Here is a 23,902-nt window from a genome sequence, read left to right as displayed (position 1 = left end):
GGCCACAGATGCTGTCGCGTAACTTGGAACAGACGCTGCACCGAGCCCTGGCCCATGCGAACGAGCGCAGGCACGAATACGCGACGCTCGAACACTTGCTGCTCGCATTGACCGAGGATGCCGATGCAATGGCCGTCTTGCGCGCTTGTGGGGTCGATCTGGACCGCCTGCGCGCCGAACTCTCGGATTACCTCGACAACGAGCTTGCGAACCTGATCACGAACAGGCCCGATGATGCGAAGCCGACGGCTGGCTTCCAACGGGTGCTGCAACGCGCGGCCATCCACGTCCAGTCGTCGGGGCGTGAAGAGGTGACGGGAGCAAATGTGCTCGTCGCCCTGTTCTCTGAACGCGAAAGCCACGCGGTCTATTTCCTGCAGGAGCAGGAGATGACCCGTTTCGACGCGGTGAACTACATCTCTCACGGAATCGCGAAGGCCCCGGGCCGCTCGGAAGCGAAGCGCGTTACCGGAGCCGACGAGGACGCGGCGGCGGAGAAGGTCGTGAAGAAAGGCAGCGAAGCCCTAGAGGCTTATTGCGTCAACCTGAACAAGAAGGCGGCCAGCGGGAAGATCGATCCGCTGATCGGACGGGAGCAGGAGGTCGAACGGACCATCCAGATCCTGTGCCGGCGGTCGAAGAACAACCCGCTGTATGTCGGTGACCCCGGTGTCGGCAAGACCGCCATCGCCGAGGGGCTGGCCCGCCGCATCGTCCATGGCGAGGTTCCGGAGGTGCTGAAGGGCGCCACCATCTTCGCGCTCGACATGGGCTCCCTGCTCGCCGGTACGCGGTACCGCGGCGACTTCGAAGAGCGCCTCAAGGCCGTCGTCTCCGAACTGGAGGCCACGGAAGGTGCCGTCCTCTTCATCGACGAGATCCACACGGTCATCGGCGCCGGTGCGACCTCGGGCGGTGCGATGGACGCCTCGAACCTGCTGAAGCCGGCCCTCGCCTCCGGCTCGCTGCGTTGCATCGGTTCGACGACCTACAAGGAATACCGGAACTATTTCGAGAAGGACCGGGCGCTCGTCCGGCGCTTCCAGAAGATCGACGTCAACGAGCCGACGGTCGAGGATGCGATCAAGATCCTCCAGGGGATCAAGACCTACTACGAGAAGCACCACCGGGTGAGCTACACCAACGACGCGATCCGTTCGGCGGTGGAGCTGTCCGCGAAGTACATCGGCGACCGCAAGCTGCCCGACAAGGCCATCGACATCATCGACGAGGTCGGGGCCGCGCAGATGCTGCTGCCGGAGAACAAGCGGAAGAAGAAGATCTCCGTCAAGGACGTGGAGGCGGTGGTCGCCAAGATCGCCCGCATCCCGCCGAAGTCGGTCAGCCGCGACGACAAGGAAACGCTCCTCAACCTGGAGCGCGACCTGAAGACCATGGTCTTCGGCCAGAACAAGGCCATCGACGCGCTGGTCTCCGCCATCAAGCTGGCCCGCGCCGGCCTGCGCGAACCGGAGAAGCCGATCGGCAACTACCTGTTCACCGGCCCGACCGGCGTCGGCAAGACCGAGGTGGCCCGCCAGCTCTCCCTCACGCTGGGCATCGAGCTGACCCGCTTCGACATGTCGGAGTACATGGAGCGGCACACGGTCTCCCGCCTGATCGGCGCCCCTCCAGGCTATGTCGGGTTCGACCAGGGCGGCCTGCTGACCGACGCCATCGACCAGCATCCGCATTGCGTGCTGCTGCTCGACGAGATCGAGAAGGCGCATCCGGATCTGTTCAACATCCTGTTGCAGATCATGGATCACGGCAAGCTGACCGACCACAACGGCAAGACGGTGGACTTCCGCAACGTCATCCTCATCATGACCTCCAACGCGGGCGCCTCGGACATGGCCAAGCCGGCCATCGGCTTCGAGCGCGAGCGTCGGGTCGGCGAGGACATGGAAGCGGTCGAGAAGCTGTTCACGCCGGAGTTCCGCAACCGTCTGGATGCGATCATCCCCTTCGCACCGCTGACCCAGGAGGTCATCAACCGCGTGGTGGACAAGTTCATCATGCAGATGGAGGCGCAGCTCGAGGACCGCGGCGTCACGATCGAACTCGACGATCAGGCCCGCGAGTGGCTGGGCAAGAAGGGCTACGACCCGCTCTACGGCGCGCGTCCGCTGGGCCGCGTGATCCAGGAGCACCTGAAGAAGCCGCTGGCGGAGGAGCTGCTGTTCGGCAAGCTCGCCAAGGGCGGATTGGTCAAGGTCACCGTGAAGGACGACAAGCCCGCCTTCGACTACACCGAGGGCTCGCGCAAGCGGCGCTCCGGCGACGAGGACGAGGACGAGGTCGTGCACGAACTGGCGGAGTGACGCCGCTTCGCACGGAGCGTGAAGAAGAGGGCTTCGACAGCCTGTGTGAAAACCCCAGCCCGCTTGGGCTGGGGTTTTTCACGTTTACAGGGGGTGCGGTCAGATTGCCCTAGCCAGCGCAGGATCTACGGGCGTTGCTTCACGCGGGCCGCAAGCAGGGCTTTGGCAAAGCCGAGCGTCGCCAGATCCAGCGTGCCGACAAACATGTCCACCACCCGGACCATCGCATCCGGCACGATCAATCCGTCCAGCGTTTATGGGGAAAGCGTTGCCTGATAGCGCGACGCACCTTCAATCCGGCCTGACATGACAATGCCCGCAGCTTGCGCTGTGGGCATTGTTGCTTAGCCTTCAAGCGCCGGGATCCTGTTTTCACACTGGCTGGCAAGGGTCCTTTTTCGCTTGCCTCATCCACTTTTTCCCAGCGCCCTTCGGAACAGCCGCGGCCACGCTGCCGTTTCCCTCCGCAGATCCAACACGGCACACATCACGCCAGACCCATCACAGAGGAGATCAGCGATGAAAGCCCGTTTCCTGGTTCTCGGCCTCGCCCTGCTCGCCGCCGCCTGCGGAGTCAACACCGAGGAGAAGGCCGCCAGCGGCGCGCTGGGCGGGGCTGCGGCGGGCGCCGTGATCGGCGGGCCGGTCGGCGCGGTGGTCGGTGGCGCCGCGGGTGCCGCGGGCGGCACCGCCACCCAGAAGGTCGAGGAGAAGGAGGGCACCGCCGGTCCGTCCACCAACACCGCACCCTATGGCGGCACCCGCCCCAGCGGTAGCATCACCCAGTAAGCGGGCACGGAGTAGACGGGGAGACGCTTCCGGGATAGAAGGCTGTCGGGTTTCGGCCCACGCCGTTCGACATCACGGAAGCGATCCCCAGTGACGACGATCCAAGTGACGACGACTCCGAAAAGCCTCATCGGCTCAATCATTGGCAAACGCGTTCGCGGCGCGGCCTTGGCGGCAACGCTGCTCAGCCTGCCAGCCTTGATGAGCCTGACCAGCCCGGCCGGTGCCGCTCCGGTGCCGGAGGAGATGGTCAGCCGCCCCGCTGCCAAGCTGCAGGGGCTGGACAAGATCACCGCAAGGACCTCCACCTTCACCATCGCGGTCGGCGAGACCAAGGCGCTCGGCAGCCTGCGCATCACGCTGCGCGCCTGCAAGGAGAACCCGCCGATCGAAACTCCGGAAACCGCCGCATTCCTCGAAGTGATCGAGAACAAGCCCGGCGAACAGGCAGAGCCGGTGTTCAGCGGTTGGATGTTCGCCTCCAGTCCCGCCCTGTCGGCTATGGAGCACCCGATCTACGACGTCTGGGTCCTGTCCTGCGAGGGTGACTGAGCCCAGCCCAGGGCCCCACCCTCAGCCCTCCGCGCCCAGCAACGCCGCGATGGCCGTGCCTTGGTCCACGCTGCCGAAATTTGTCGGCACCGCCAGGGCGGCGGCCAATCGGCGGCGGTACTCGGCGCGCGGGATCTCCACGGCGCCGAACTGACTCAGATGCTCCGTCACGAATTGCGCGTCCAGCAGCGTGTAGCCCGCCGTCCGCAACCGAGCAACCAGATGCACCAGCGCCACCTTGCTGGCGTCGGTGACGCGGCTGAACATGCTTTCCCCGAAAAAGGCGCCGCCCAGCGCCACACCATACAGGCCGCCGACGAGTTGGCCGCCGCTCCAGCACTCCACGCTGTGGGCGCAGCCGCGCTCGTGCAGTTCGGTATAGAGGCGCAGGATATCGCCGTTGATCCAGGTCTTCGGGCGGTCCGGCGTCGGTTCCGCGCAGGCCTCGATCACTGCACGGAAGGCCGTGTCGAAGCGCAGGTCGAACGGGCCGCGCCGCACGGTCCTGCGCAGCTTGCGCGGGACGTGGAAGCCCTCCAGCGGCAGAACGCCACGCCGCTCCGGATCGAACCAGTACAGCTCCTCGGAGTCGGCGTTCTCCGCCATCGGGAAAATGCCGGCGGCGTAGGCGCGCAGAAGCAGCGATGCGGACAATTCGATCATCGCGGACACTATAGCCGTTTGCTCCCTCGCCCCCGCAACGTTATCTCAGCGCACCACTTCCGCGCGACAGGTGGCTCCCACCATGGTATGCAACGGAAAGAGGTGTTCATCGCAGGAGATCCAACATGAAGACGGTTCTGTCAGCCATCGTCGTATCGATGGTTGTGTTTCTCTCAATGACCGGCGCGTCATGGGCGCAGCGCAAGGCAGAGCCCGGCACCTTCGATTACTATGTGTTCAGCCTGTCCTGGTCGCCCACCCACTGCGCCAAGAATCAGGGCGACGCCGACCCCGACCAGTGCGGGGTGGAACGCAGGTTCGGCTTCATCGTCCACGGCCTGTGGCCGCAATACAGCAACGGCGGCTATCCGGCCACCTGCACCCGCGACCGCACGGTCCCCCGCGCCGTGGTGGACGCCACCATGCCGGTGATGCCCAGCGTCGGCCTGATCGTGCATCAATGGACGAAGCACGGCACCTGCAGCGGCCTGCCCGTCACCGATTACTTCGCGCAGGTCCGCAAGGCCTTCGCCAAGGTCAAGATTCCCGAGGCACTCCAGGCCCCGAAATCCGATCTGTCGATCCCCGCGACCCAGGTGGAGCGCCTGTTCGTCCAGGCCAACCCTGGGCTGGAACCGGAGTCGGTGGCGCTGATCTGCTCCAAGCGCGACGTGGCCGAGGTGCGGCTGTGCCTGAACAAGGATCTGTCCTTCATCCCCTGCGGCGCCAAGGTGGTCGACCGCTGCCGCCGCGACGCCCTGCTGACCGCGGCGCCGTGACGGGGTGTCGGATTCTCGCGGGCGACAGGTGCTTCACGGATTTCGCGGATTTCTTTGGGCTTGCTCAGCGCACGCTGATCGAACAGGCCTGCACTGGGCACGACTATAAAAATCCGTGAAATCCGTGAAGACCCTGTTGTCATCCGAGAATCCCGCACCCGCAAAAACGAAAAGAGCCCTTCCTCCCCATCGGGAAGGAGGGCTCTTTTCATTGAACCGCTTGGCGGATTTTACTTCTTCATGCCCATCAACTGCTCAAGCCAGTGGATGTCGTAGTTGCCATCGATGAAGGCCTGCTGCGCGATGATGCGCTGGTGCAGGGGCAGCGTGGTGTCGACGCCGCCGATCACGTACTCCTCGATCGTCCGGCGCAGCCGCATCAGGCACTCGTTGCGGGTGGTGCCGTGGACGACCAGCTTGGCGATCAGGCTGTCGTAGTGCGGCGGGATGCGGTAGCCGTCGTAGAGCGCCGAGTCGACGCGCACGCCCAGGCCGCCCGGCGCGTGATAGCCGTCGATCTTCCCCGGCGACGGGATGAAGGTCTCCGGATGCTCCGCGTTCACGCGGCACTCGATCGAATGGCCCTGGAAGCGGATGTCCGCCTGGCCGTAGCCGAGCGGGGCGCCGGTCGCCACGCGGATCTGCTCGCGCACCAGATCGATGCCGGTGATCATCTCGGTGATCGTGTGCTCGACCTGCAGGCGGGTGTTCATCTCGATGAAGTAGAACTGCCCGTCTTCGAACAGGAACTCCATCGTGCCGACGCCGCGGTAGCCGATGGCCGCCGCCGTCTTGGCCGCCAGATCGCCGATGAAGGCGCGCTGCTCGGCGTTCAGGGCCGGCGACGGGGCTTCCTCGATGACCTTCTGGTGACGGCGCTGCACGGAGCAGTCGCGCTCACCGAAATGCACGCAGTTGCCGTGCTCGTCGCCGAGAAGCTGGATCTCGATGTGCCGGGGCTTGCCGAGATACTTCTCGATGTAGACCTCGTCGTTGCCGAAGGCGGCGCGCGCCTCGCCGCGGGCGAGCTGGTAGGCTTCCTTGAGCTGGTCGGGGTTGCGGGCGACCTTCATGCCCTTGCCGCCGCCGCCCGCCGCCGCCTTGATGAGGATCGGATAGCCGGTCTCGCGGCCGATCTTCTCCGCCTCCTCCAGCGTCGGCACCGGGCCGTCGGAACCGGGGACCACGGGCAGCCCCTGCTCCATCACCGTCTTCTTCGCGGTGACCTTGTCGCCCATGATGCGGATGTGCTCCGCGGTCGGGCCGATGAAGGTGAAGCCGTGCTCCTCCACCATCTCCGCGAACTGGGCGTTCTCCGACAGGAAGCCGATGCCGGGATGGATCGCGTCCGCCCCGGTGATCGACGCCGCCGACAGGATCGCCGGAATGTTCAGGTAGCTTTCGCGGGCCGACGCGGGGCCGATGCACACGCTCTCGTCCGCGAGGCGGACGTGCATGGCGTCGGCGTCGGCGGTGGAATGCACCGCCACGGTCTGGATTCCCATCTCACGGCAGGCGCGGTGGATGCGCAGAGCAATCTCACCGCGGTTCGCGATCAGGACCTTCTCGAACATCGCCAAGGGATGATCCCCGCTCACTCGATGATCATAAGGACTTCGCCGAACTCCACCGGCTGGCTGTCGGAGATCAGAATCTCGACGACCGTGCCGCCCCGCGGGGCCTTGATGGGGTTCATGACCTTCATCGCCTCGATGATGAGGACGGTCTGGCCGGCCTTCACCGTGTCGCCGACGCGAACGAAGGGCGTGCCGCCCGGCTCGGCCGCGGCGTAAGCCGTGCCGACCATCGGCGAGGTGACGGCGCCCGGATGGCTGGCGGGCTTGCCCGCCGGGGCGGCGGCCGGGGCCGTGGCGGGGGCGGGAGCGGCGACCGGAGCGTGCACGGCCACCGCCTGGGCGGCCGTCGGGCGGGTGACGCGGATCCGCTTCTCGCCCTCGGCAAACTCGATCTCGCTCAAGCCCGTCTCACGCAGGAGATCCGCGAGCTTGCGGACCAGATCGCCGTCGATGTCGAAGCTTGCCATGGTGTTCGTTTTTCCCGTGTTCCTTAGTCGCGCTCGAGGATATTCGCCATGGCGTCCAGCGCCAGCAGATACCCGTGAGGGCCGAAGCCGCAGATCATCCCCTTGGCCACCGCGGAAATGTGCGAGTGGTGGCGGATGGCCTCACGCTTGTAGATGTTGGAGAGATGCACCTCGACGATCGGCAGCTCGGACAGGATCAGCGCGTCCATGATGGCGACGGAGGTGTGGCTGTAGGCGCCGGCGTTGATGACGATGCCGTCATGCTCCGTCCGCGCCTGCTGAATCCAGGAAACGAGTTCGCCCTCGTGGTTCGACTGCCGGAAGTCGATGGCCAGCCCAAGCTGTTCGGCACGTTCCTGGCATGCGCCTTCCAGGTCGTCGAGCGTCATGGAGCCATAAATGTGCGGTTCGCGCACGCCCAGCATGTTCAGGTTCGGTCCGTTCAGGACCAGAACGGAAGCGTCGATGGCCACGGGCCACGCCCCTTTTCCAAGATCGAGTCCGCGCGTTTATAGCACTTTGCGTCGCGCTGGCAATGGCGCATGGCGCGCATGTTGCGCCCAATCGGCGTGTTCTGCCCCCTTCGACGCCGATCGCCTCACGGCGAGGCGGACAAATGGCGGCGCAGGATCTCCTCGAAAGCGCCGCTATCCTTCAATTTTTTCAATCCGGCATTGAAGGCTGCCAGGATCGCCGTCGCCTCCGGCAGCGAACGGGAAAGAATCAGGTGCTGTCCGGCACGGGCGTAGGGCAAGGGCGCGATGCGGATCTCGTCCCCGACCATCGCCTTCGCCACCGCGCTCCGCCCGGTGAACTCGTCGATGACGAAGGCGTCCACACGGCCCGAGGCGACCATCCGAACGCAGGCCGGCAGGTCCCCCGGGCTTTCCCGCGTCAACGCGCCCGCCGCGGCCAACGTCGCCAGTTCCGCCGGCAAGGCGTGGCCGACCGGCGCGCAGACCGTACGGCCCCGGAAATCCTCCGGAGTGTGAAACACCATGCTGCTGTGGGCGGACAGATAGACGAGTTGCCGCACCTCCAGCAGCGGGTCGGAGAACAGCATCTCCATCTCGCGGTCCGGCGTGCGGACATAGGGAAAGGTGCCGAGGAACTTGCCCGCCCGCACGCCGTCGTAGCCGCGGCGCCAAGGCATGAAGCGCACACCATAACGCAACCCGACCTCGTCGAAGGCGCGGCGCACGATGTCGGTCAGCAGGCCGCCCTCCGACAGATCCTCCCCGGTGAAGGGGGCGAAGTCGTTGCCGGTGACCAGATCCAGGGCCGAATCGAGCGGTGCCGCCCGGACAGGACCGAACACCGCCAGCAGCAGGAGCATGGCCAGAAGACACCGCCGCCCCGCCATTGCCCGTCCCACGATGCTCTCCGGCGAACGTCCGCTTACTCCGCCGGGGCGCGGTTGCGCCGCCCGGCGGGGTCGGTGAACAGGTCGTTGATGCGCTGGACATGCTCCGCCACCGCCTCGCGGATGGAGAAGATGCGCTTCTCGGCGCCGCCGCTCCAGCCCACCGGCTTCTTGCGGAAGATCGAGCGAAAGAAACGGGTGTTGCGCAGGAAGCCCTGCTGGAGGTTCAGATCGACGTCGCCGTAGCGCTCCGGCAGGCTGCGGGCGACCCGCCGGGCCATGAAGGAGCGCAGCCAGAAATGGCCGGCGCCGAACAGGCCGCCCAGCACCACCAGCGCCGCCAGCACCCCGACCGGAAGGCCACCGGCCCAGGCCGGCTGCGACTGGGTCAGCCAGGTGAGGAAGGCCGACACCGTATCGCCGCCGGCGAGGCTGGCGATCCCGCCAAAGAACAGGGCCAGCAGGGCCAGCCACACCGCGTCGCCGATCAGCACCAGCTTGCGCCAGCGCTTCATCGCCGCGGCGAGCTGCGGGACGATCTCACCCTTCAGCTCCTTCACAAGGCTGTCGATCATGCCGACGATGCGGTAGGCGCGGGCGACCTCCACCTCGTTGATGCGCACCTGGAGTTCGGCGAGGTCGGAATCGCGCCGCGCCTCGTAGCGGGCGCGCACCGCGTCGTCGGCGATGGCGACCGCCGACTTGCTGTCGTAGAGCGCGTAGAAGCGGCCCGACACCAGACCGGCCTGAGCGATGGCGCGCTGCCACGCGCCAAACACCGCCTCCAGATTGTCTTCCTTCGCCGTGGTGTCGATCTGGTTCAGGATGTAGCAGACCTTGCGCGCGTCGGCGCGGTCCACCGTCTTCGCCACCAGATGCTTCAGCGTGTCCTGCATCGCCCCCGGCTCCGGGTGGCGCCCGTCGAAGAACACCAGCACGAGGTCGGACAGCTCGACGATGTGATCGACCAGCCGCAGCACCGAGCGGCGCTGGTCGTCGGCGTCGAAGCCCGGCGAGTCGATGAAGATCTTGCCGCGCGCCCGATCGCCGGACAGCGTCTTGAGCTGAAGGTAGTTGTCGATGCGCTTGCCCTCGCCCGCCGCAACCTTCTCGATCTCGTCGGCGATCCGGTAGAAGGGAAAGCGCGGGTCGGCGTTCAGCGCGGTGCCCGGCAGTGCCTCCCGCCGGGTTTCCGGCCCATGGCAGATCACCGTGAACTTGTCGTCCACCGCCTGGTTGCCGGTGTTCTGCAGCGGCGCACCGAGATAACCGTTGAGGAAGGTGGACTTGCCCGCGGAGAAGGTGCCCAGCACCGCGATCATCGGCCACCAGGGGATGCGCGTGGTCAGCGACTCGTACGGCCCCAGCAGGCCCAGCCGAACCAGCACCCGGTCGAAATTGCGAAAGGTCGGAATGACCGGGAGAAGGTTCGGGTTTTCCGCGCGGAGATGCGCGTCCAGGGCGGCGAGGCGCTGCTGGAGGGCTTGCCTGGGGGTCATGGCCGGCCGGGTCCCGTCTGCTGTGAAATGGGGTGACGTCTCGTGTCGGAGGCATTCTCTAGCACGAGGCGCCGTTGCGATGGACAGCGAAATCGCCATGACCGGAAACGCCGTGGCGGCGGTGCAGCACCGGCCGGCGCAGCATCGGCCGCCTGAGACCTTCTTTGGTGGTATGGATCGGAAACGGCGTCTGAAACGTTGTTTTCGGCATGGCTGCCGAAAACGACCCCGACACTGATTCCCTGCGCCTGACCGCGGAGGAACTCGCCTTCCTGCTCAGCGATCCGCAGAGCCGCGCGGACCGGGAGGAACGCAACGCCCGCGCCAATCGGAACCGCACCGAACGGCGGCGCAGCGATCCAGCCTATGCGGAGCGGCTGCGCAACGAAGACCGCTTGCGCCAGCGGAGACACCGCGCCAAGGCGGCCATCGGCCAGCCCGAACGGGAACCGGACCCGCCCGTTCCCCTGCCCGCCCTGTCGACGACGGACGCCCTCCGTCGCTTGGAAGCCCATTTGGAGGAGGCTGCCACCCCGCAGGCGGCCCAACTGCGCCGCCGTCCGGAAGCCTTGCGGCGCTACGCCGCGGCGTTCGAGCTGTACCGCGCCCTGTCGGTCCGCGGGGAGCGCCCCACGCGTGGTGCCCTCGCCGCCGCCTTCGCCACCAAGCTCGGCCTTACCCTCACCCCGTCGCAGATCCAGAAGCTGCGCGATCAGGTGGAAGGGTTCGCCCGTCCGGGCGGCCCCTGGCACGTCGGCTGACCGGCGGGGCGGAAAGGCCGATACAGCGCGTCACGCAGACAGACCGACGCAGCTCCTGTTCGGCTCGCAAACGGATATTAACTCGTTATTAACCATGAATTAAGGGGCTGTTAAGCCTTTTCGAGGGCTCCACCGCCCATCGGAAACCACATCGGTGCGCTGCGTGACAGGCTGTATCGGGCTTTGCCGCCGCCCTACAAGTCGGTCGGCGCATTCGGCACCGGGGGTTCGGACTTCGGCGGTGCAGGTTCGGCCGGTGCGGGACGGGAGCGGTCGAGCCGGCGGATCACGATGTCGCCCTCCGGCGTGACTTCGGGAGGAGCGAACATCGGCACCTGCCGCACCCACCCCTCCAGAGCCTTCATCAGCAGCTCCACACCCTGGCGGGCCTGTTCGCCCGGCGTGGAGGGCGCGCCGGGAGGAGGCGCGGCGCCGGGTGGGGGCGGCGTTTCGGCGGCCCCTACCGGCCCCGCCCACAGGGCGCTGGCAAGAACCAGGGGCACCATGATTTTCATGAAGTTGAGGCGGCGCGCGGTCATGGGTTCGTCACTCCTGGTTGGTGTGATGGCCTTCCCTGACAAACGTCCGCGCCGCCTTTTTCATCGCACGCTTTTTTCAGCGCGACCCGGTCAGAACTCCTTCCAATCGTCCTCGTCGGCGGAAGCGCGCTGGAGGGTCGCCGAAGCCGCCTTGCCCGCCGCCGGACGGGCCGGAGGCGCCGCCTTGCGAGCGGCGGGCTTGGCTGGCGCCGGCTTGGTCGGGGCAATGCTGCGCCGCAGAGCCGGAGCCCCGCCGCCTTGATGACCGGCGGGAGCCGCCATGAAGGCCGCGGCGTCCAGCTTGAAGAAGCTGACCAACGACCGCAGGTCCGTCGCCTGGTTGGCGAGCGACTGCGCAGCGGCGGTGGTTTCCTCGACGAGCGCAGCGTTCTTCTGGGTCATCTCGTCCATCTGCGAGACGGTGGCGTTGATCTCGTCGAGCGCCGCCGCCTGCTCGCTCGACGCCGAGGCCATCTCGGCGATCAGCCCGGCGACCTGCTGGACGCCCGACACGATGCCCTCCAGCGCGTCGCCGGCCTTTTTGACCAGCTCCACCCCGTCCTTCACCTGGCTGTCGCTGTCGAGGATCAGGCCCTTGATCTCCTTGGACGCCTGGGCGGAGCGCTGGGCAAGGTTGCGCACCTCCTGGGCCACCACCGCGAAGCCGCGCCCGGCGTCGCCGGCCCGCGCCGCCTCGACCGCCGCGTTCAGCGCCAGCAGGTTGGTCTGGAAGGCGATCTCGTCGATCACCCCGATGATGTCGGTGATCTTGCGGCTCGACGCCTCGATGCGCTTCATCGCGTCGATGGCCGAGTCCGCCACCGTCCCGCCAGACTCCGCGGCGGTGCGGGCGTCGGCAGCCATGCCGTTGGCGCGCTGGGCGTTGTCGGCGTTGGAGCGCACCGTGGCGCCCAGTTCCTCCATGCTCGCCGCCGTCTCCTCCAGCGAGGAGGCCTGCTGCTCCGTCCGCTCCGCGAGGTCGCTCGACCCCAGCGAAACTTCGGACGCGGCGCCGGAAATCGCGTCGGTGGCGCGCAGGATCTGGCCGACGATCTCCGACAGCTTGGCCGAGGTGGTGTTGACGTCGGTCTTCAGCGTCTGGAAGGCGCCCTGGTAGTCGCGCTCCACCCGCTTGTTGAGGTCGCCCTGGGCGAGCGCGCTGAGCACCGCGCCGAGGTCGGCGATGACCGCCTCCACCGTGTCGGTCAGGCGGTTGATGCCCTCCGACATCGTTCGATAGAAGCCGTCCTTGCCGGACAGATCGAGGCGGCGCGACAGGTCGCCCTTCGACACGCCGTCGATCAGCGCGGCGATCTCCTCGCCGATCGCCGTCTCGCGGGCGCGTTGCGCCTCGTCGGCGCGGCGTTCGGCTTCAAGGCGCTCGCGCTCGGCCTCGTCCATCGCCTTCTTCTGGATGGCGTTGTCCTTGAACACCTGAACCGCCTGCGCCATCCGCCCAATCTCGTCGCGGTTGGCCAGGGCCGGGATGGTCACCGTCAGGTCGCCGCCGGCGAGGTTGGTCATCGTCTCGGTCATCGACACGACCGGCTTCACGATGGACCGCGCCACCGCCCAGGCCAGCAGCAGGCCGAACAGGAAGGCCCCGGCCGCGATTGTCACGTTGGCCGACAGGGTGCGGTCCATGCTGCCGGTGGTTTCGGCCAGCACGCCGTCGCGGTCCTTGCCTTCGATCGCGACGGTGCGGTCGGAGAGGTCGGCGAATTCGACGCCGCGGGCGCCCATCACGTCGACCAGCCGGGTGTTTTCCAGCATGACGGCGGCGGTTTCGCGGAACAGCGAGACGTAGCGGTCGGAGAGCTGGTCAGCGGCCAGCGCCGCGGCCCGGCGCGCCGGGTTGTTCAGCCGCTCGGTCGCCCGGCGGATGGCCTCGCCGAAGGCGTCGTCGCGGGCCGACACCTCGGTGATGATCGACTCGTTCGGGCTGGTGAAGAAGCGCGATGCGGCCAGCCGCGCCATCAGCAGCTGCTCCTGCGCGAGGGCGGCGTTGGCCGCCGCCTCGTGCTCGCCGTCGGCGATCAGGGTGGAGACGAGCTGCGACACGGTCTCGCGCGCCTTCTCGCCCGCCGGGACGAGCTGCTCGGCGTAGAGGCGGTCGCGGCGCAGGCGAAGCTCCGCCAGCGTGTTGAAGTCGGTCACGTAGCTGGCGAAGACCTGGTTCATCCGCTCCAGCAGGGCGCGGCGCTCACCGGTCGTTCCGTCCAAGGCGCTCCGCAGATCCTTGACCAGGGTCGCCTGGACGGCGCGCACCTGGTCCGCCACCTTCGGGTCGCCGAACGTGTTGAAGGTCAGAGCGAGGCGGCGCATCTGGGCGACCTGCGCATCGATGGAGCTGACCTGGATCGAGTGGTTGCTCACCGCCGCGTAGGATTCGAAGCCGTCCCGCGCAACCCCAAGGCCCCGGACGCCGATGGCGACCACCACCGCCAGCAACAGCAGAACCACGAGGAAACCGAAGTAAATGCGGGTTCCGACCTTGAAGCGTCCCGCCAGACTGCTTGTCTGCATCGACCTGATCCTTTGCATGCGATCCGACGACGCAGAGGAGCGTCGCCGCCAACCGCCGTCGCCGACCTATCGGCCACCGACCGGCAGCGCCGGCCCGATGCCGTCGGTCCGGCGCTGCCTGTGGCGCGAACTTTATCCCATGCGACCTATCCGAATTTGATTATCAAAGTGTTTCCACACCAACCGGCAGGCTCGAAATCACCACAATTCGATATGTTCAGCACGGTCAGCGCCCGGTTTCCCTCTGTTTGTTTCCCAACCGCCACCACCATCGGCCGCGCAACCGGCACGCGCGTCACCGGCAAAACACCGCAATCAGCGTTTTCAGTATCCTGGAGCCGCAAGGGTGCCAGAGAGTCCATATGCCGCTATGCCTGTCCAAGTCATGGCATCAGCGCAGTAATTTCAGAGATTCCGCTTGCCTGATGGAAAGTTCTGTGTGAACAATCCTAACGACATTCTCAAATCCTACATATTTATTCGCAAGCATTGGAGTCCCGCGTCCATGAGCGAACCTGCGGTACGCAAAAGAGGGCGACGCGGATCGCCTGAGTCCTGGTCGGTTGACGCTCATGTCGGACAGCGTGTGCGCATGCGCCGCACCTTGCTGGGCATGAGCCAGGAGAGGTTGGGCGAAGCCATCGGCCTGACGTTCCAGCAGGTCCAGAAGTACGAGCGAGGCTCCAATCGCATTTCCGCGGGAACGCTTTATCGCCTGGGACAGGTACTTGATGTCCCCGTCAGCTTCTTCTTCGATTGCTACGACGACCCGCAGGCCCCCGTCGGAAAAACGACCGCACCGGACAACACCAGGCTCAGCGACAGTTCGATCAGCCGCCGTGAGGCGCGCATGCTTCGCTTGTGGCGGGCGGCCCCCGAGGGCGTGGGCGACGAGCTTCTATCGCTCCTGAGCTGCTTGTCTCCCCATCTGCATGACACACGGGAAGAGGACGATGGCAGGCCAACAGACGCCGCGTCCTCAGCCGCCATACCGACAATGGCTTTTGCGCGAGAGGGGATCATACTGACGGCCCCGGTGTCGCCGAAGACCGTCCCGGCGGTGCCGGTCGGCAAGGCGATTCTGAAGGCCACCGTCAAGCCCCGCGCCAAGGCCGAGACGGCAACCGGCGGCAAACGGCGGCGTCACGGTGCCGTCTGGGACCCGGCGGACATCTACCGCGCGGGGAAGGCGCCCACCGGCAAACCCAGCAAGGCACCCACCTGACGGTGGAACGAGAACGGGGCGGCGCCACCGGACGCCACCCCGTCTGCCGGAAAACTTCAGGACCTCAGAATCAGAAGCGCAGGATCGCTGCGGTCGAGGCCCCCGACGGCAATTCCGCCTTGGTCACCACATGCACCTCTCCACCGCGCAGCAGCGTTTCGGTGGCAGCCTCCTCGACGAGGTCGATGGCGCCGTCCGTTTCATGGTGCAACGGGAAGGCCCGGTGATAGTCCTCCCGGAAATGCCCCCAGACCTTGTCCTTCTCGGCCACCAGAAGGACCCCGACCCGCCCCTCGCGTGCCGCCACCATCACGTCCTCGGCCCGCGTCGTCGTCCGCTCCGCCATGTTGCGGTCGCCGTAAAGGGCGTTGAACCGTTCCACCGCCGTCCGCCGGGTCGACTCGAACATCGGCCGGACCACCGCATAGGAGCGGCGATGCAGGTCGTCGATCTCCAGCGCGTCGGGGTTCGTCACGACCCCATCCTCAAGCATGCCCTGAAGATGCGCATCCTTGCGCAAATGCCCCTGGATCTCCTCGTCGGCCACCAGAACCAGCGGACCGCGGAAGGGCTTCAGGTGACCGCGCACGCGGTCGGCGACCCGCCCGAGATACTCGATGAGATGGGCCTTGCGCAGTTCCTCGGGGTCTTCGCCGAAGTTGTGCGTCTTGACCATCGACACGCCGCCGCGGTCCGTGCGGTCGGCGTGGCGGGCCGGCGGGGCGGAATGCAGATTGTTCTCGTAATTGGTTTCGGCATGGATTTCCGCAACACCCTGCGGCAGGCCGGCATCCTCCTCCGCGATGCCGTGCCGCGTGGCGCAGAACAGGCGGGCCCGCCCGGCGGTGACGGCCAAGATCATGAAGGCCCCGTCGTCCGCCAGCAGCGGCAGCAGCGGCCGCAGAGTGAAACGGGAGTTGACGACCACCTCCTCCGGCAGTTCGACGGGCACACGGTGAATGGCCGACACGCCCTTGGCCAGGAAAATCGCCAGACCACGGTCCATGTGGCGCCAGAACTCGTTCTGCTCCAGCAGATCGGAGGCCGGCTTGAGGAAGGCCTCGGCGTCGGGCCGGCGCAGGCCGTGCTTCTCGCACAGTTGGTCCTGGGCCTTGGTGAGCAGGTTGCGCAGCCGGATCACGTCTTGGCGGATGTCGCGCCCGGCGATGTGGGTGGGCAGGAAGATGGACACCGCCGGGGCGGCATCGACGGTCAGGAGTCGTTCCAGATCGTGTTTGCAGAACATCGCCTTCGTCGCCCTCCGTGTTGCTCGTTCGGGGAATTCCGATTGGAGCAACCGGTGCGCCGGGCCATGGTTCCGGGGTGCCTATCGACTGGGCAGGCGCCCGGAACAGGGCGTACGGCAAGTCAGCCTATGACGCCCGTGACCATGCCCTCACCGCACAAGGGGTCTTAAGGTCACCAGGTGCGGACCGGCCCGGTGTCGATGTGCACGAAGCCGCTGCGCGGGTAATAGCCGACGCCCCCGGCCTCCATGCTGCGGGCTGCGGTGGCGATCGCCTTCAACTCGACATCCGGCAGCATCACGTCGATGGCCATGCCGCGGGTGTGGTAGCTTTCCTTCGCCACCCCGCGCGAGCGGCGGCGGGCCATGGCGTTGGTGCGGCGCGAGCGGTAGCCGCAGATGACCCGGAAGGGCTCGTCGCTGTCCAGCGTCTGGTGCAGGCGGGCCAGCACGTCGAACAGGCGCGGATCGTAGCGGCCGACCTGCTTGGCCCGATGATCGCGCAGCAGCACGTCCAGCTTTTTCAGAGCGTCCGGTCGATAGGCACCATCGGCCCAATAGACTCCGCTGAACTGTTCGTTGGTGTTGATGTTGTGCAGGGTCAGGCGGCGGACGCCGCCGGCCAAGGGGGCCGCGAGGGCCGGTGCGGCAGGCACCAGGGCCGGAACGGCCAAAGCGGTCAGAGCGGCGGCGGCGAAGGTCAGAAACCCACGGCGGCCGGTCTCGCGCCCATTCATCGGCGCGGCACGGTCGTCATTCCCCAAAAGCATCACTCCCTATGCATTTTGGTGATCGGGCCGCACCGTTCCAGCGCCGGGCGCCCCCTATGGATTGTCCGAATAAGACCAAAATCAGTATGGTCATAGCGAACGACTATTCCCTATAGGCTAGGGCTTGACCGGGATCAACCCGAAAATGGCCCGAATCGGTCACAAATCGGCCTCCAGCGCCCCCACCCGCAATGGTTGCTCCCTGGCCGGAGGCCGTACGCCGATTTCCCGACCCTTTGGATTCGCCTCGCCGCCTCGCCGGACGGGGCCTCACGTACTACATTCGATAGAAAGGACGGGGGATCGGACCTCCTGCCAGACGAGGACGGATCATGCACACATCCCAGACGCTTCCCGACCAACGACACCGGCCGGCGCCGGTCCTGGCCGCGCTGACGCTGGCGCTGTCCGTGATCGCCGGCACGGCCGCCACCCAGGCCGCCGCCGAGGCGGCCCCCTACCGCGACACGCTGACCGGCTGGGCCGACCGGCTGGACGCCGTCGCCACGGTGCTGGAGGCGGAACCGGAACGTTCCATCACCCGCATCGGGTCCGGCCCGCTTCTCAAGAAGGGCAGCAGCGGCGAACGCGTGGAGCGGCTGACGCAGCGTTTGGCCGAACTGGGTTTCCTCGACCGGCTGCGCCGGGGCGATCTTTACGACGAGGAGGTGGACACCGCGGTGCGCGCCTTCCAGTTCAGCCAGCGCATGAAGGTGGATGGGCTGGTCGGCGGCGGAACGCGGGTGGCGCTGGACCGCAGCCCGCAGGAGGCGGCCGCCCAGATGCGGCGCAGCGCGCTGTCCATGCGCGCCTTCCGCGACACCGCTCCAGACACCGTGATCCTGGTGAATCTGCCCAGCCAAACCACCACGCTGGTCCGCGACGGGGAGGAGGCGCTGACCATGCGCTCGATCGTCGGACGCCCGTCGCGCGAGACGCCGCTGCTCCAGGACCAGATCACCCACGTCATCGTCAACCCGACCTGGACCGTGCCCCCCACCGTCCTGAAGGAAGACAAGCTGCCCCTGCTGCGGTCCAAGGGCACGCCGGGCATTGCGAACGCGGTGGTCTATCTGGACGGCGCCCCGGTGGAGCCGGCCGTCGTGGACTGGCGCAACGTCTCGCCGCGCCGCGTGCGGATCGTCCAGCAGCCGGGCGACCACAACGCGCTGGGCCGGTACCGGTTCAACATGACCAACCCCTACAACATCTATCTGCACGGGACCAATGAGCCGAGGCTGTTCGACCGCGAGATCCGCACCGTCAGTTCCGGCTGCGTGCGGCTGGAGGACGCCCGCGGCATGGCCGAGGCGCTGCTGGAGACCGAGCATGTGTCCACGGCGCGGCTGGACCGCATGCTGGACCGGCAGGAGCCGCAGTGGATCAAGCTGACCCAGCCGGTGCCGGTGCGCTTCGTCTATTGGACCGCGACGGTGGACGACCGCGACGCCGTCCGCCTGCATCCGGACATCTACGACCTGAACGAGGACCCCGTCCCCGCCGCGATGCCGGACCCGACCGGTCCGACCTCGGCGGACCCGATGCCCCCGGCCCAGAGAGCCTAGCCCAACGACAAAGCTCCCAAAGAAAAAGCCCCCGCCAATCGGCAGGGGCTTTCTCCGCAGAGGCCTTGTCGTCAGGTGGCCCGCAACTCGGTGTCGGACCCGGAGGCGCGCCAGACCTTGGCGGCGGTCGGGCCGGTGTCGCCCGTGGCTTCCACATATTTCACCGGATCGCCGGTCTTGAGCTGGTCCAAGTCCACGTTCAGACAGCTGTTCCGGTGGAAATAGAGCTGTGTCCCGGTGTTGGTCGTGATGAATCCGTGGTCCTCGGTCGGGTTGATCTGCGAGACACGGCCCGGCTGTTCCGGATCATGGACCTTCACATCGCGGCGCATCTTGTCCTTGTATTCCTTCAGTTGCCGCTCCGCGGCTTCGAAGGCGTCGCGGATCGAGGTGCGGGCGTCGGGATTGGCGTAGCGTTCCTTCGCCTTGTTCGGCTTGCGGCTGACCACGATGTCCTGGCCCGGCACCATCAGCTCGATATGGACGTCGAAGACGTTGCCGGTCTTATGCTGGCGGTGCTGGGCTTCCACGGCGACCCGCATGCCGACCAGCCGGTCGAACAGCTTTTCCGTCTTCTCCGCCCGTTCGCGGATGTAGGCCTCCAGTTCCGGCTGGGAGTCCATGTTGTGGAAGGCGATTTCCAGGTTCGTGTCCATGGGGAATCCTCTTTAAGCACGGCGTGAGAAAGCGGCGCAACGCGGGCCGCGTTCAGATGTCGCGGCTTTGGCCGGGAATGCGGAACTCCTCGCCCTGGTCGGCGATGCCCGGCATCTCGCCCTGGTTTTCCATGCTCAGCACGGGCTCCACCGGTTCGGTCCGCTCGGCCGTGTCGTCGGGGCCGCGGGCCGGATTCGGGCGCAAGGTGTCCCGGTAATTGTCCTCAATGGCGATTTCCTCGCGGGCCAGCGTCCAATGATCCGCGGCGCGGTCCTCCGGACGGCCTTCACGCTCCCAGATCTGGTGAGCGCGCGCTCTGATCCGGCTTTCCAAATCATCCGCCATCCGGGCTGCCTCCTTTCGGTTCTCGTTCCACGCCCGCCATGCCCTTGAACACCCCCGATGAGGTGAGGCATGGAGCAGGCGCGCTTCCCGTCAACCGTGCCGGAACAGCGAAGGTTCCTCCCTAAGGGTTTGCCGGAGCATCGAAACCGCCGGAGGTTGCGCCGTTTGAATTAATCCCGAAGGGGTGGTATTCGACGGGAGCGACGACCCGGAGGATAAACGCGTGAACCGGCCTGACCACGGACGCTCCCTCACGTCCTGCTTCTTCACGGGCCGTCTCGCCACGGCCCTGCGCCGCTTCCGTTCCCTCCTGTTCGCACTGCCACTGGCCGCGGGCGTGGTAACCGCTCTTCCGAACACCGCCGCCCAGGCCGCGGATGGTCCGTCGTTGCTGCAGCTTGGCCTTTTCCAAAGAGAAGGCGATGCCTGGTGGGCTTGGGACAGTCTGCGCCGCCGCTCCCCCGAATTGGCGGACGGGCTCAACCCTGCGGTCGTACCGCTCGACGCGCGGCGCCAGGGCGAAGGCGTCGCCCTGCGGGCCACCACGCCGATCGGGCTGGACGTGACGTCGCTGTGCCGCCGCATGGTCGGTGCCGGGTTCGGCTGCCTCGTCCTTGACGCCGCTCCCCTGCCCGCGCCATCCCAAGCCCCCTTGGAAAAGGCCCCGGCGGAGCGGGCACCTGTCGACAGCGCCCAGTCCGCCCCGGCCCGCTCCGGCGGCGAAGCCAAGCCGGACATCGCCATCACCTATCCGCCGGAAGCCGCCCGGACCATGGCCGCCATCGAGAAGTCCGGGCGCCGCAAGGGCCGGCTGGGCGCGGTGATTCCCGATACGGCGCTGGACGTCATGCCGGCGACGCTGAAGGAAGAGGGCTGGAACCTCTGCGCCCTCACCTTCGACGACGGGCCGCACCGGGTGGTCACCCGCCAGATCCTGGACGTGCTGAACCGCGAAAAGATTCCCGCAACCTATTTTCCGGTCGCCAGCGTTGCCGAGAACCAGGGCGAGGTGATCCGCGACTTCCTCGCCGCCGGGCACGAGATCGGCAATCACAGCCTGACCCACGCCGATCTGCGCGCCATGGCCCCCGACGCCCAGCGGCACGAGATTGCCGAGGCCAACCGCATCCTGCGCGGGTTCGGCGCCAACCCGGTGCTGTTCCGCCCTCCCTACGGGCGCTACACGCCCGATTTGCTGACCATCGCCCGCGAGGAAAGCATGAGCCCGGTCCTGTGGACCGTGGACACCCGGGACTGGCAGGTCCGCGACCCCGACCGCATCGTGCAGCATGTGAAGACCGAAGCGGGAACCGGCAGCGTGCTTCTGCTGCACTCCACCTACCCGTCCACCCTCAATGCCCTGCCCCGCGTGATTGCCGCGATGCGCGCAAAGGGCTGCGAGTTCGTCACCCTGTCGGAATGGATCGAGCGGATGCACCAGATCGCCACGCCGGCGACGGCCATGGCCCCGACCCTGGTGAATGCCGGGGTGAATGCCGGGTTAAAGACGGGTGCGAAGACCGGCGACGCGGCCCTCCGCACCGCCAATTGAGCCGCGCGGGCAGCCGGAGCCGGGCCAGCCCGACTACTTTCCGGTCTTCTGCTTACGGATCTGCAGATACTTGCGGATGGTCGCCTCAACCTCCGGCGGCAGCATGTTCCAGGCGCCGGACACCGATCCGCCCTTGACCTCCTCGATGGTCACGGTGGCGGCAAAGGTGAACTTGCCGCAGGCGTCGTCGACCCGCACCGTGATGCGGGCGGTCTGGCTGGGAATCAGGGACCCATCGAAGCCGGTCGCCACGAAGCCCTTGTGACTGACCCCGGCCAAGGGAAAGCTCTTGCCGTCGAACTCGATCACGTTCGACGGGCCAGGGGACGCGCTGGGACGGCGCGGTGCCGCCTTCTTCTCGTCCTTGACGGTCACCTTCAGAAAATCGAACAACCCCATGCACAGCCCCCGCCGAACAGCGCCGTCCATCGCCACGGCGTCATCACTTTATGCGCGGACTTACAAAAGGGGGCAACCGTGATTTCCCCGACCGGCGGCGCTTCAACCCTGCGGCGAAGCCGCTCTCCCGCGACGTTCCGATCCGGCGGCCAGAGCGTCCTGCGCCCGCCGGACGCACAGCAGGGCAAAGGGAAGCAGGACCAGAAGGACCGCCACCATGCCCAGCGCCACCGCCAGCACCCCCGCCATGTCGGCCCCGCCCAAATGAGCGGCGAGGGTCAGCAGCAGATGGAGGATCAACGCGGACAGCATCAACGCCCCCAACGCCGGAACGGCAAATCCCTGCACGCGCCGAAACCGCAACTCACCGGTCGCCGCGTGCCACGACCATCGCGGACGCGCCGCCGGGCAAGACGTCCCATAGACATCCAGCATGGGCACCCCTCCCGTCGTCGCTCATCCAGGGCCGGTTGATTTGGAGCAATACGGCAGGATGAGGCGTGACCACTATAGCGACAAAAACGCGCGAAGCCTAAAATCTGAAGTACTTATTCTGATTGGACGGGCCTCCCGCCAAAGGTTATGGGCTGGGGGCCGGCTCCCTCACCTCCCGCTTAGGCTCTCCACAGAGTCTGTGGATAACTGTGTTGACAAGGGCCGGCTTTTCCCGATTCGAGTCAAGCGCGACAAGGCCATAGCGCGATTTGCCCAAATTTTGAGCATGTCACACAAACCATTGAAATGCATTGCCTTTCCAGAATTGAGGGGGTGTTGCAGCGCTCACGCCTGTCAATTGGATTCTGATGCCGGACTCCCGGCGCGGCGATTTCGCGCGGGTCTGTGCCCTGTTGACAACTGAATGTTCGGATTCCCCGCATGGGGCACCCCGATCCCGCCGTCTCTCACCCCGGCGGCGGAAACGGTTCGGCTGACCATCCGTTTGCCGGTATTACAATCCGGCGCAAACCCCTCGGGTCAGGGTCACGGTGACCGCGGTTCCGCCGCCCGCCTTGCTGAAGACGCGGATGCCGCCCCCCATGCGCTCGACCAGAGCCTTGCAGATCAGCAGACCGAGACCGCTCCCCACCTCCCCATCGGCACCGGGGGCGGCGTGGTGCGGGTCGATGCGGAACAGATGGGGCTGCAGATCCTCCGGAATGCCCATCCCGTTGTCCTGGACCCGCACGGTCACCCGCCCATCCGCCAGTGCGGCGGACAGCATGACCATGCTTCCCGAGGGGGAGAAGCGCACCGCGTTCTCGACCAGATGCTTCAGCACGGTGCTCAGCGCGGACAGGTCGCCCAGCACCGGGGTGGCAACGATGCGGTTGACGATCAGGATGTCGCGGGCGCGGGCGCGCGGCGCCAGTTCCTCCAGAACGTCCTGAAGCAGGCCGCCCAGCTCATAGCTCCGCAGATCGAGCGGCACCTGATTCAACTGCAGGCGGGACCACAGCGACAGGTTCTCGATGGTCCGCATCATCTGCCGCCCGGCGTCGCTGCACAGCGCGGCATAGGCGCCAAGATGCGCGCTCCCCACCGCCGAGCCGCCGCCTGCCGGGTCGGGGAGCGCCACGTCGGAGGAGATCATCTGCGTCGCGCCGAGGATGGCGCTCAGCGGGTCCTTCAGCTCCTGGCAGATCTGCCCCAGGAAGCGGTTCATGCGCGCGACCGCGTCCGCCAGTTGGTCCACCCGCAGCGCGCGCTGCGTCTCTTCCTCGAAGCGGCGGGCGATGTCGGTAACGAAGATGCAGAAGCCCGGCGCCGGCCCATCGTCCGAGTCGGCGTCGCCGTCCAGCCACGAGTCGTTGAAGATCACGCGGAGCGGCATCCCGTCGGAGCGGATGAGGGTAACGTCGTAGCTGCGGTGCGGGGTCAGGTCGCGGATGGCCGCCTGCCGCTCCAGGACGCTCCGGCTTTCCTCGGCCACATAGGCCAGAAGATGGGTTCCGACCAATTCCCCGGCCCGGTAGCCGAGCAAGGCGCACAGCGCCGGGTTGACGCCGACGGTGACCAGTTCGCGATCCACCACCCAGCAGGCCTGCGCGCTCCGATCCAGAATCCGTCGGCTCAAGCGGTCCCAATCGACCGCCGGGCGCGTGGGCTTCGACAGCAGTGCCAGCATGACCCCTCCCGTCCTCATCCTGTGCGGGTCGGTCACACGGCCGTGTGTTCATCCGTTTTCTTTTCGACCCACTACCAATGATAGGCACGGGTGGCAGAAACCTTCAACAAAATGTGGGTTTCGCGAATGTTATAGCGCCGTCATCGATCCGCGCTTTTCCCACAGCGTCGCTTTCTGTT

Annotated in this window: 22 protein-coding genes and 1 pseudogene; 8 read left to right on the top strand and 15 right to left on the bottom strand. The window is 66.7% G+C overall.

The genetic code is table 11. From position 1 onward, the window contains the following. Window positions 1-8: 8 nt before the first annotated feature. The 3 genes from clpA (at window position 9) to AMK58_RS04245 (ending at window position 3,665) form a co-directional block, all read left to right on the top strand. A complete protein-coding gene (clpA, locus tag AMK58_RS04255; protein ID WP_035672029.1) occupies window positions 9-2,324 on the top strand; it encodes an ATP-dependent Clp protease ATP-binding subunit ClpA in 2,316 nt (771 codons plus the stop codon). Between the two features lie 519 nt (window positions 2,325-2,843). After that, complete coding sequence (locus AMK58_RS04250) at window positions 2,844-3,113, top strand: hypothetical protein (protein WP_059398655.1); 270 nt, start codon at window positions 2,844-2,846, stop codon at window positions 3,111-3,113. Between the two features lie 90 nt (window positions 3,114-3,203). Further along, entirely contained in the window at window positions 3,204-3,665 is a 462-nt protein-coding gene (locus AMK58_RS04245; protein WP_236778174.1) for a DUF2155 domain-containing protein, read from the top strand. A gap of 21 nt (window positions 3,666-3,686) precedes the next feature. Here the strand turns inward: AMK58_RS04245 and aat are convergent, their stop codons facing one another. Further along, a complete protein-coding gene (aat, locus tag AMK58_RS04240; protein ID WP_035675247.1) occupies window positions 3,687-4,328 on the bottom strand; it encodes a leucyl/phenylalanyl-tRNA--protein transferase in 642 nt (213 codons plus the stop codon). Window positions 4,329-4,453: 125 nt separating this feature from the next. Between aat and AMK58_RS04235 the strand changes: the two genes are divergently transcribed. After that, entirely contained in the window at window positions 4,454-5,107 is a 654-nt protein-coding gene (locus AMK58_RS04235; RefSeq protein WP_035675249.1) for a ribonuclease T2 family protein, read from the top strand. A 230-nt stretch (window positions 5,108-5,337) separates the two neighbouring features. On the opposite strand, the gene accC is transcribed toward AMK58_RS04235, so the two are convergent. The 5 genes from accC to AMK58_RS04210 all read right to left on the bottom strand — a co-directional run bounded on the left by accC (window position 5,338) and on the right by AMK58_RS04210 (window position 10,013). Next, a complete protein-coding gene (accC, locus tag AMK58_RS04230; protein ID WP_014241156.1) occupies window positions 5,338-6,681 on the bottom strand; it encodes an acetyl-CoA carboxylase biotin carboxylase subunit in 1,344 nt (447 codons plus the stop codon). Between the two features lie 20 nt (window positions 6,682-6,701). Next, the gene (gene accB / locus AMK58_RS04225) at window positions 6,702-7,151 is read right to left on the bottom strand and encodes an acetyl-CoA carboxylase biotin carboxyl carrier protein (protein WP_059398654.1); all 450 of its coding nucleotides are present in this window, start codon (window positions 7,149-7,151) and stop codon (window positions 6,702-6,704) included. Between the two features lie 23 nt (window positions 7,152-7,174). Then, window positions 7,175-7,624: a type II 3-dehydroquinate dehydratase gene (gene aroQ, locus AMK58_RS04220; RefSeq protein WP_014241158.1), complete on the bottom strand. Its 450-nt coding sequence runs from the start codon at window positions 7,622-7,624 to the stop codon at window positions 7,175-7,177. A gap of 125 nt (window positions 7,625-7,749) precedes the next feature. Further along, window positions 7,750-8,487 carry a substrate-binding periplasmic protein gene (locus AMK58_RS04215; RefSeq protein WP_236778173.1) on the bottom strand — a complete coding sequence of 246 codons (738 nt, stop codon included), beginning with the start codon at window positions 8,485-8,487 and terminating at the stop codon, window positions 7,750-7,752. Window positions 8,488-8,549: 62 nt separating this feature from the next. After that, entirely contained in the window at window positions 8,550-10,013 is a 1,464-nt protein-coding gene (locus AMK58_RS04210; RefSeq protein WP_059398653.1) for a dynamin family protein, read from the bottom strand. A 209-nt stretch (window positions 10,014-10,222) separates the two neighbouring features. On the opposite strand from AMK58_RS04210, the gene AMK58_RS04205 reads away from it, so the two are divergent. Beyond that, window positions 10,223-10,774, top strand: a complete 552-nt coding sequence (locus tag AMK58_RS04205) for a hypothetical protein (RefSeq protein WP_035675262.1) — start codon at window positions 10,223-10,225, stop codon at window positions 10,772-10,774. A gap of 194 nt (window positions 10,775-10,968) precedes the next feature. Here the strand turns inward: AMK58_RS04205 and AMK58_RS04200 are convergent, their stop codons facing one another. Further along, entirely contained in the window at window positions 10,969-11,313 is a 345-nt protein-coding gene (locus AMK58_RS04200) for a hypothetical protein (RefSeq protein ID WP_059398652.1), read from the bottom strand. 90 nt (window positions 11,314-11,403) lie between these two features. After that, window positions 11,404-13,839 carry a methyl-accepting chemotaxis protein gene (locus AMK58_RS04195; RefSeq protein WP_059398651.1) on the bottom strand — a complete coding sequence of 812 codons (2,436 nt, stop codon included), beginning with the start codon at window positions 13,837-13,839 and terminating at the stop codon, window positions 11,404-11,406. A gap of 505 nt (window positions 13,840-14,344) precedes the next feature. Between AMK58_RS04195 and AMK58_RS30300 the strand changes: the two are divergent. Further along, window positions 14,345-14,596, top strand: a pseudogene (locus AMK58_RS30300) (helix-turn-helix domain-containing protein); the annotation flags it as partial. Between the two features lie 538 nt (window positions 14,597-15,134). Here AMK58_RS30300 and AMK58_RS04185 read toward each other — a convergent pair. Beyond that, window positions 15,135-16,310: a baeRF3 domain-containing protein gene (locus AMK58_RS04185; protein ID WP_035675274.1), complete on the bottom strand. Its 1,176-nt coding sequence runs from the start codon at window positions 16,308-16,310 to the stop codon at window positions 15,135-15,137. Window positions 16,311-16,483: 173 nt separating this feature from the next. Next, window positions 16,484-17,080 (bottom strand): peptidoglycan L,D-endopeptidase MepK, encoded by a 597-nt coding sequence (gene mepK / locus AMK58_RS04180; protein WP_051140327.1) that lies wholly within the window; start codon window positions 17,078-17,080, stop codon window positions 16,484-16,486. A gap of 332 nt (window positions 17,081-17,412) precedes the next feature. On the opposite strand from mepK, the gene AMK58_RS04175 reads away from it, so the two are divergent. Then, window positions 17,413-18,645: a L,D-transpeptidase family protein gene (locus AMK58_RS04175; protein WP_059398650.1), complete on the top strand. Its 1,233-nt coding sequence runs from the start codon at window positions 17,413-17,415 to the stop codon at window positions 18,643-18,645. Between the two features lie 71 nt (window positions 18,646-18,716). Here the strand turns inward: AMK58_RS04175 and AMK58_RS04170 are convergent, their stop codons facing one another. Next, window positions 18,717-19,301 (bottom strand): HPF/RaiA family ribosome-associated protein, encoded by a 585-nt coding sequence (locus tag AMK58_RS04170; RefSeq protein ID WP_051140328.1) that lies wholly within the window; start codon window positions 19,299-19,301, stop codon window positions 18,717-18,719. A 52-nt stretch (window positions 19,302-19,353) separates the two neighbouring features. After that, on the bottom strand, window positions 19,354-19,647 hold the full coding sequence (locus tag AMK58_RS04165; RefSeq protein WP_035675277.1) for a DUF2934 domain-containing protein: 294 nt from the start codon (window positions 19,645-19,647) through the stop codon (window positions 19,354-19,356). Window positions 19,648-19,870: 223 nt separating this feature from the next. Here AMK58_RS04165 and AMK58_RS04160 point away from each other — a divergent pair, with 223 nt between their 5' ends. Beyond that, window positions 19,871-21,199: a polysaccharide deacetylase family protein gene (locus AMK58_RS04160; RefSeq protein ID WP_059398649.1), complete on the top strand. Its 1,329-nt coding sequence runs from the start codon at window positions 19,871-19,873 to the stop codon at window positions 21,197-21,199. Window positions 21,200-21,232: 33 nt separating this feature from the next. On the opposite strand, the gene AMK58_RS04155 is transcribed toward AMK58_RS04160, so the two are convergent. The 3 genes from AMK58_RS04155 to AMK58_RS04145 form a co-directional block, all read right to left on the bottom strand. Continuing rightward, a complete protein-coding gene (locus AMK58_RS04155; protein ID WP_236778172.1) occupies window positions 21,233-21,628 on the bottom strand; it encodes a hypothetical protein in 396 nt (131 codons plus the stop codon). 72 nt (window positions 21,629-21,700) lie between these two features. Further along, window positions 21,701-21,910 carry a hypothetical protein gene (locus tag AMK58_RS30295; protein WP_137165187.1) on the bottom strand — a complete coding sequence of 70 codons (210 nt, stop codon included), beginning with the start codon at window positions 21,908-21,910 and terminating at the stop codon, window positions 21,701-21,703. A 637-nt stretch (window positions 21,911-22,547) separates the two neighbouring features. Beyond that, entirely contained in the window at window positions 22,548-23,723 is a 1,176-nt protein-coding gene (locus tag AMK58_RS04145; protein ID WP_035675284.1) for a sensor histidine kinase, read from the bottom strand. Between the last annotated feature and the right edge of the window lie 179 nt (window positions 23,724-23,902).

This window comes from Azospirillum brasilense (assembly GCF_001315015.1).
Taxonomy (GTDB): Bacteria; Pseudomonadota; Alphaproteobacteria; order Azospirillales; family Azospirillaceae; genus Azospirillum; species Azospirillum brasilense.
The sequence above is the reverse complement of the archived record's forward strand: the minus strand, read 5'-3'. Positions and strand labels throughout refer to the sequence as shown.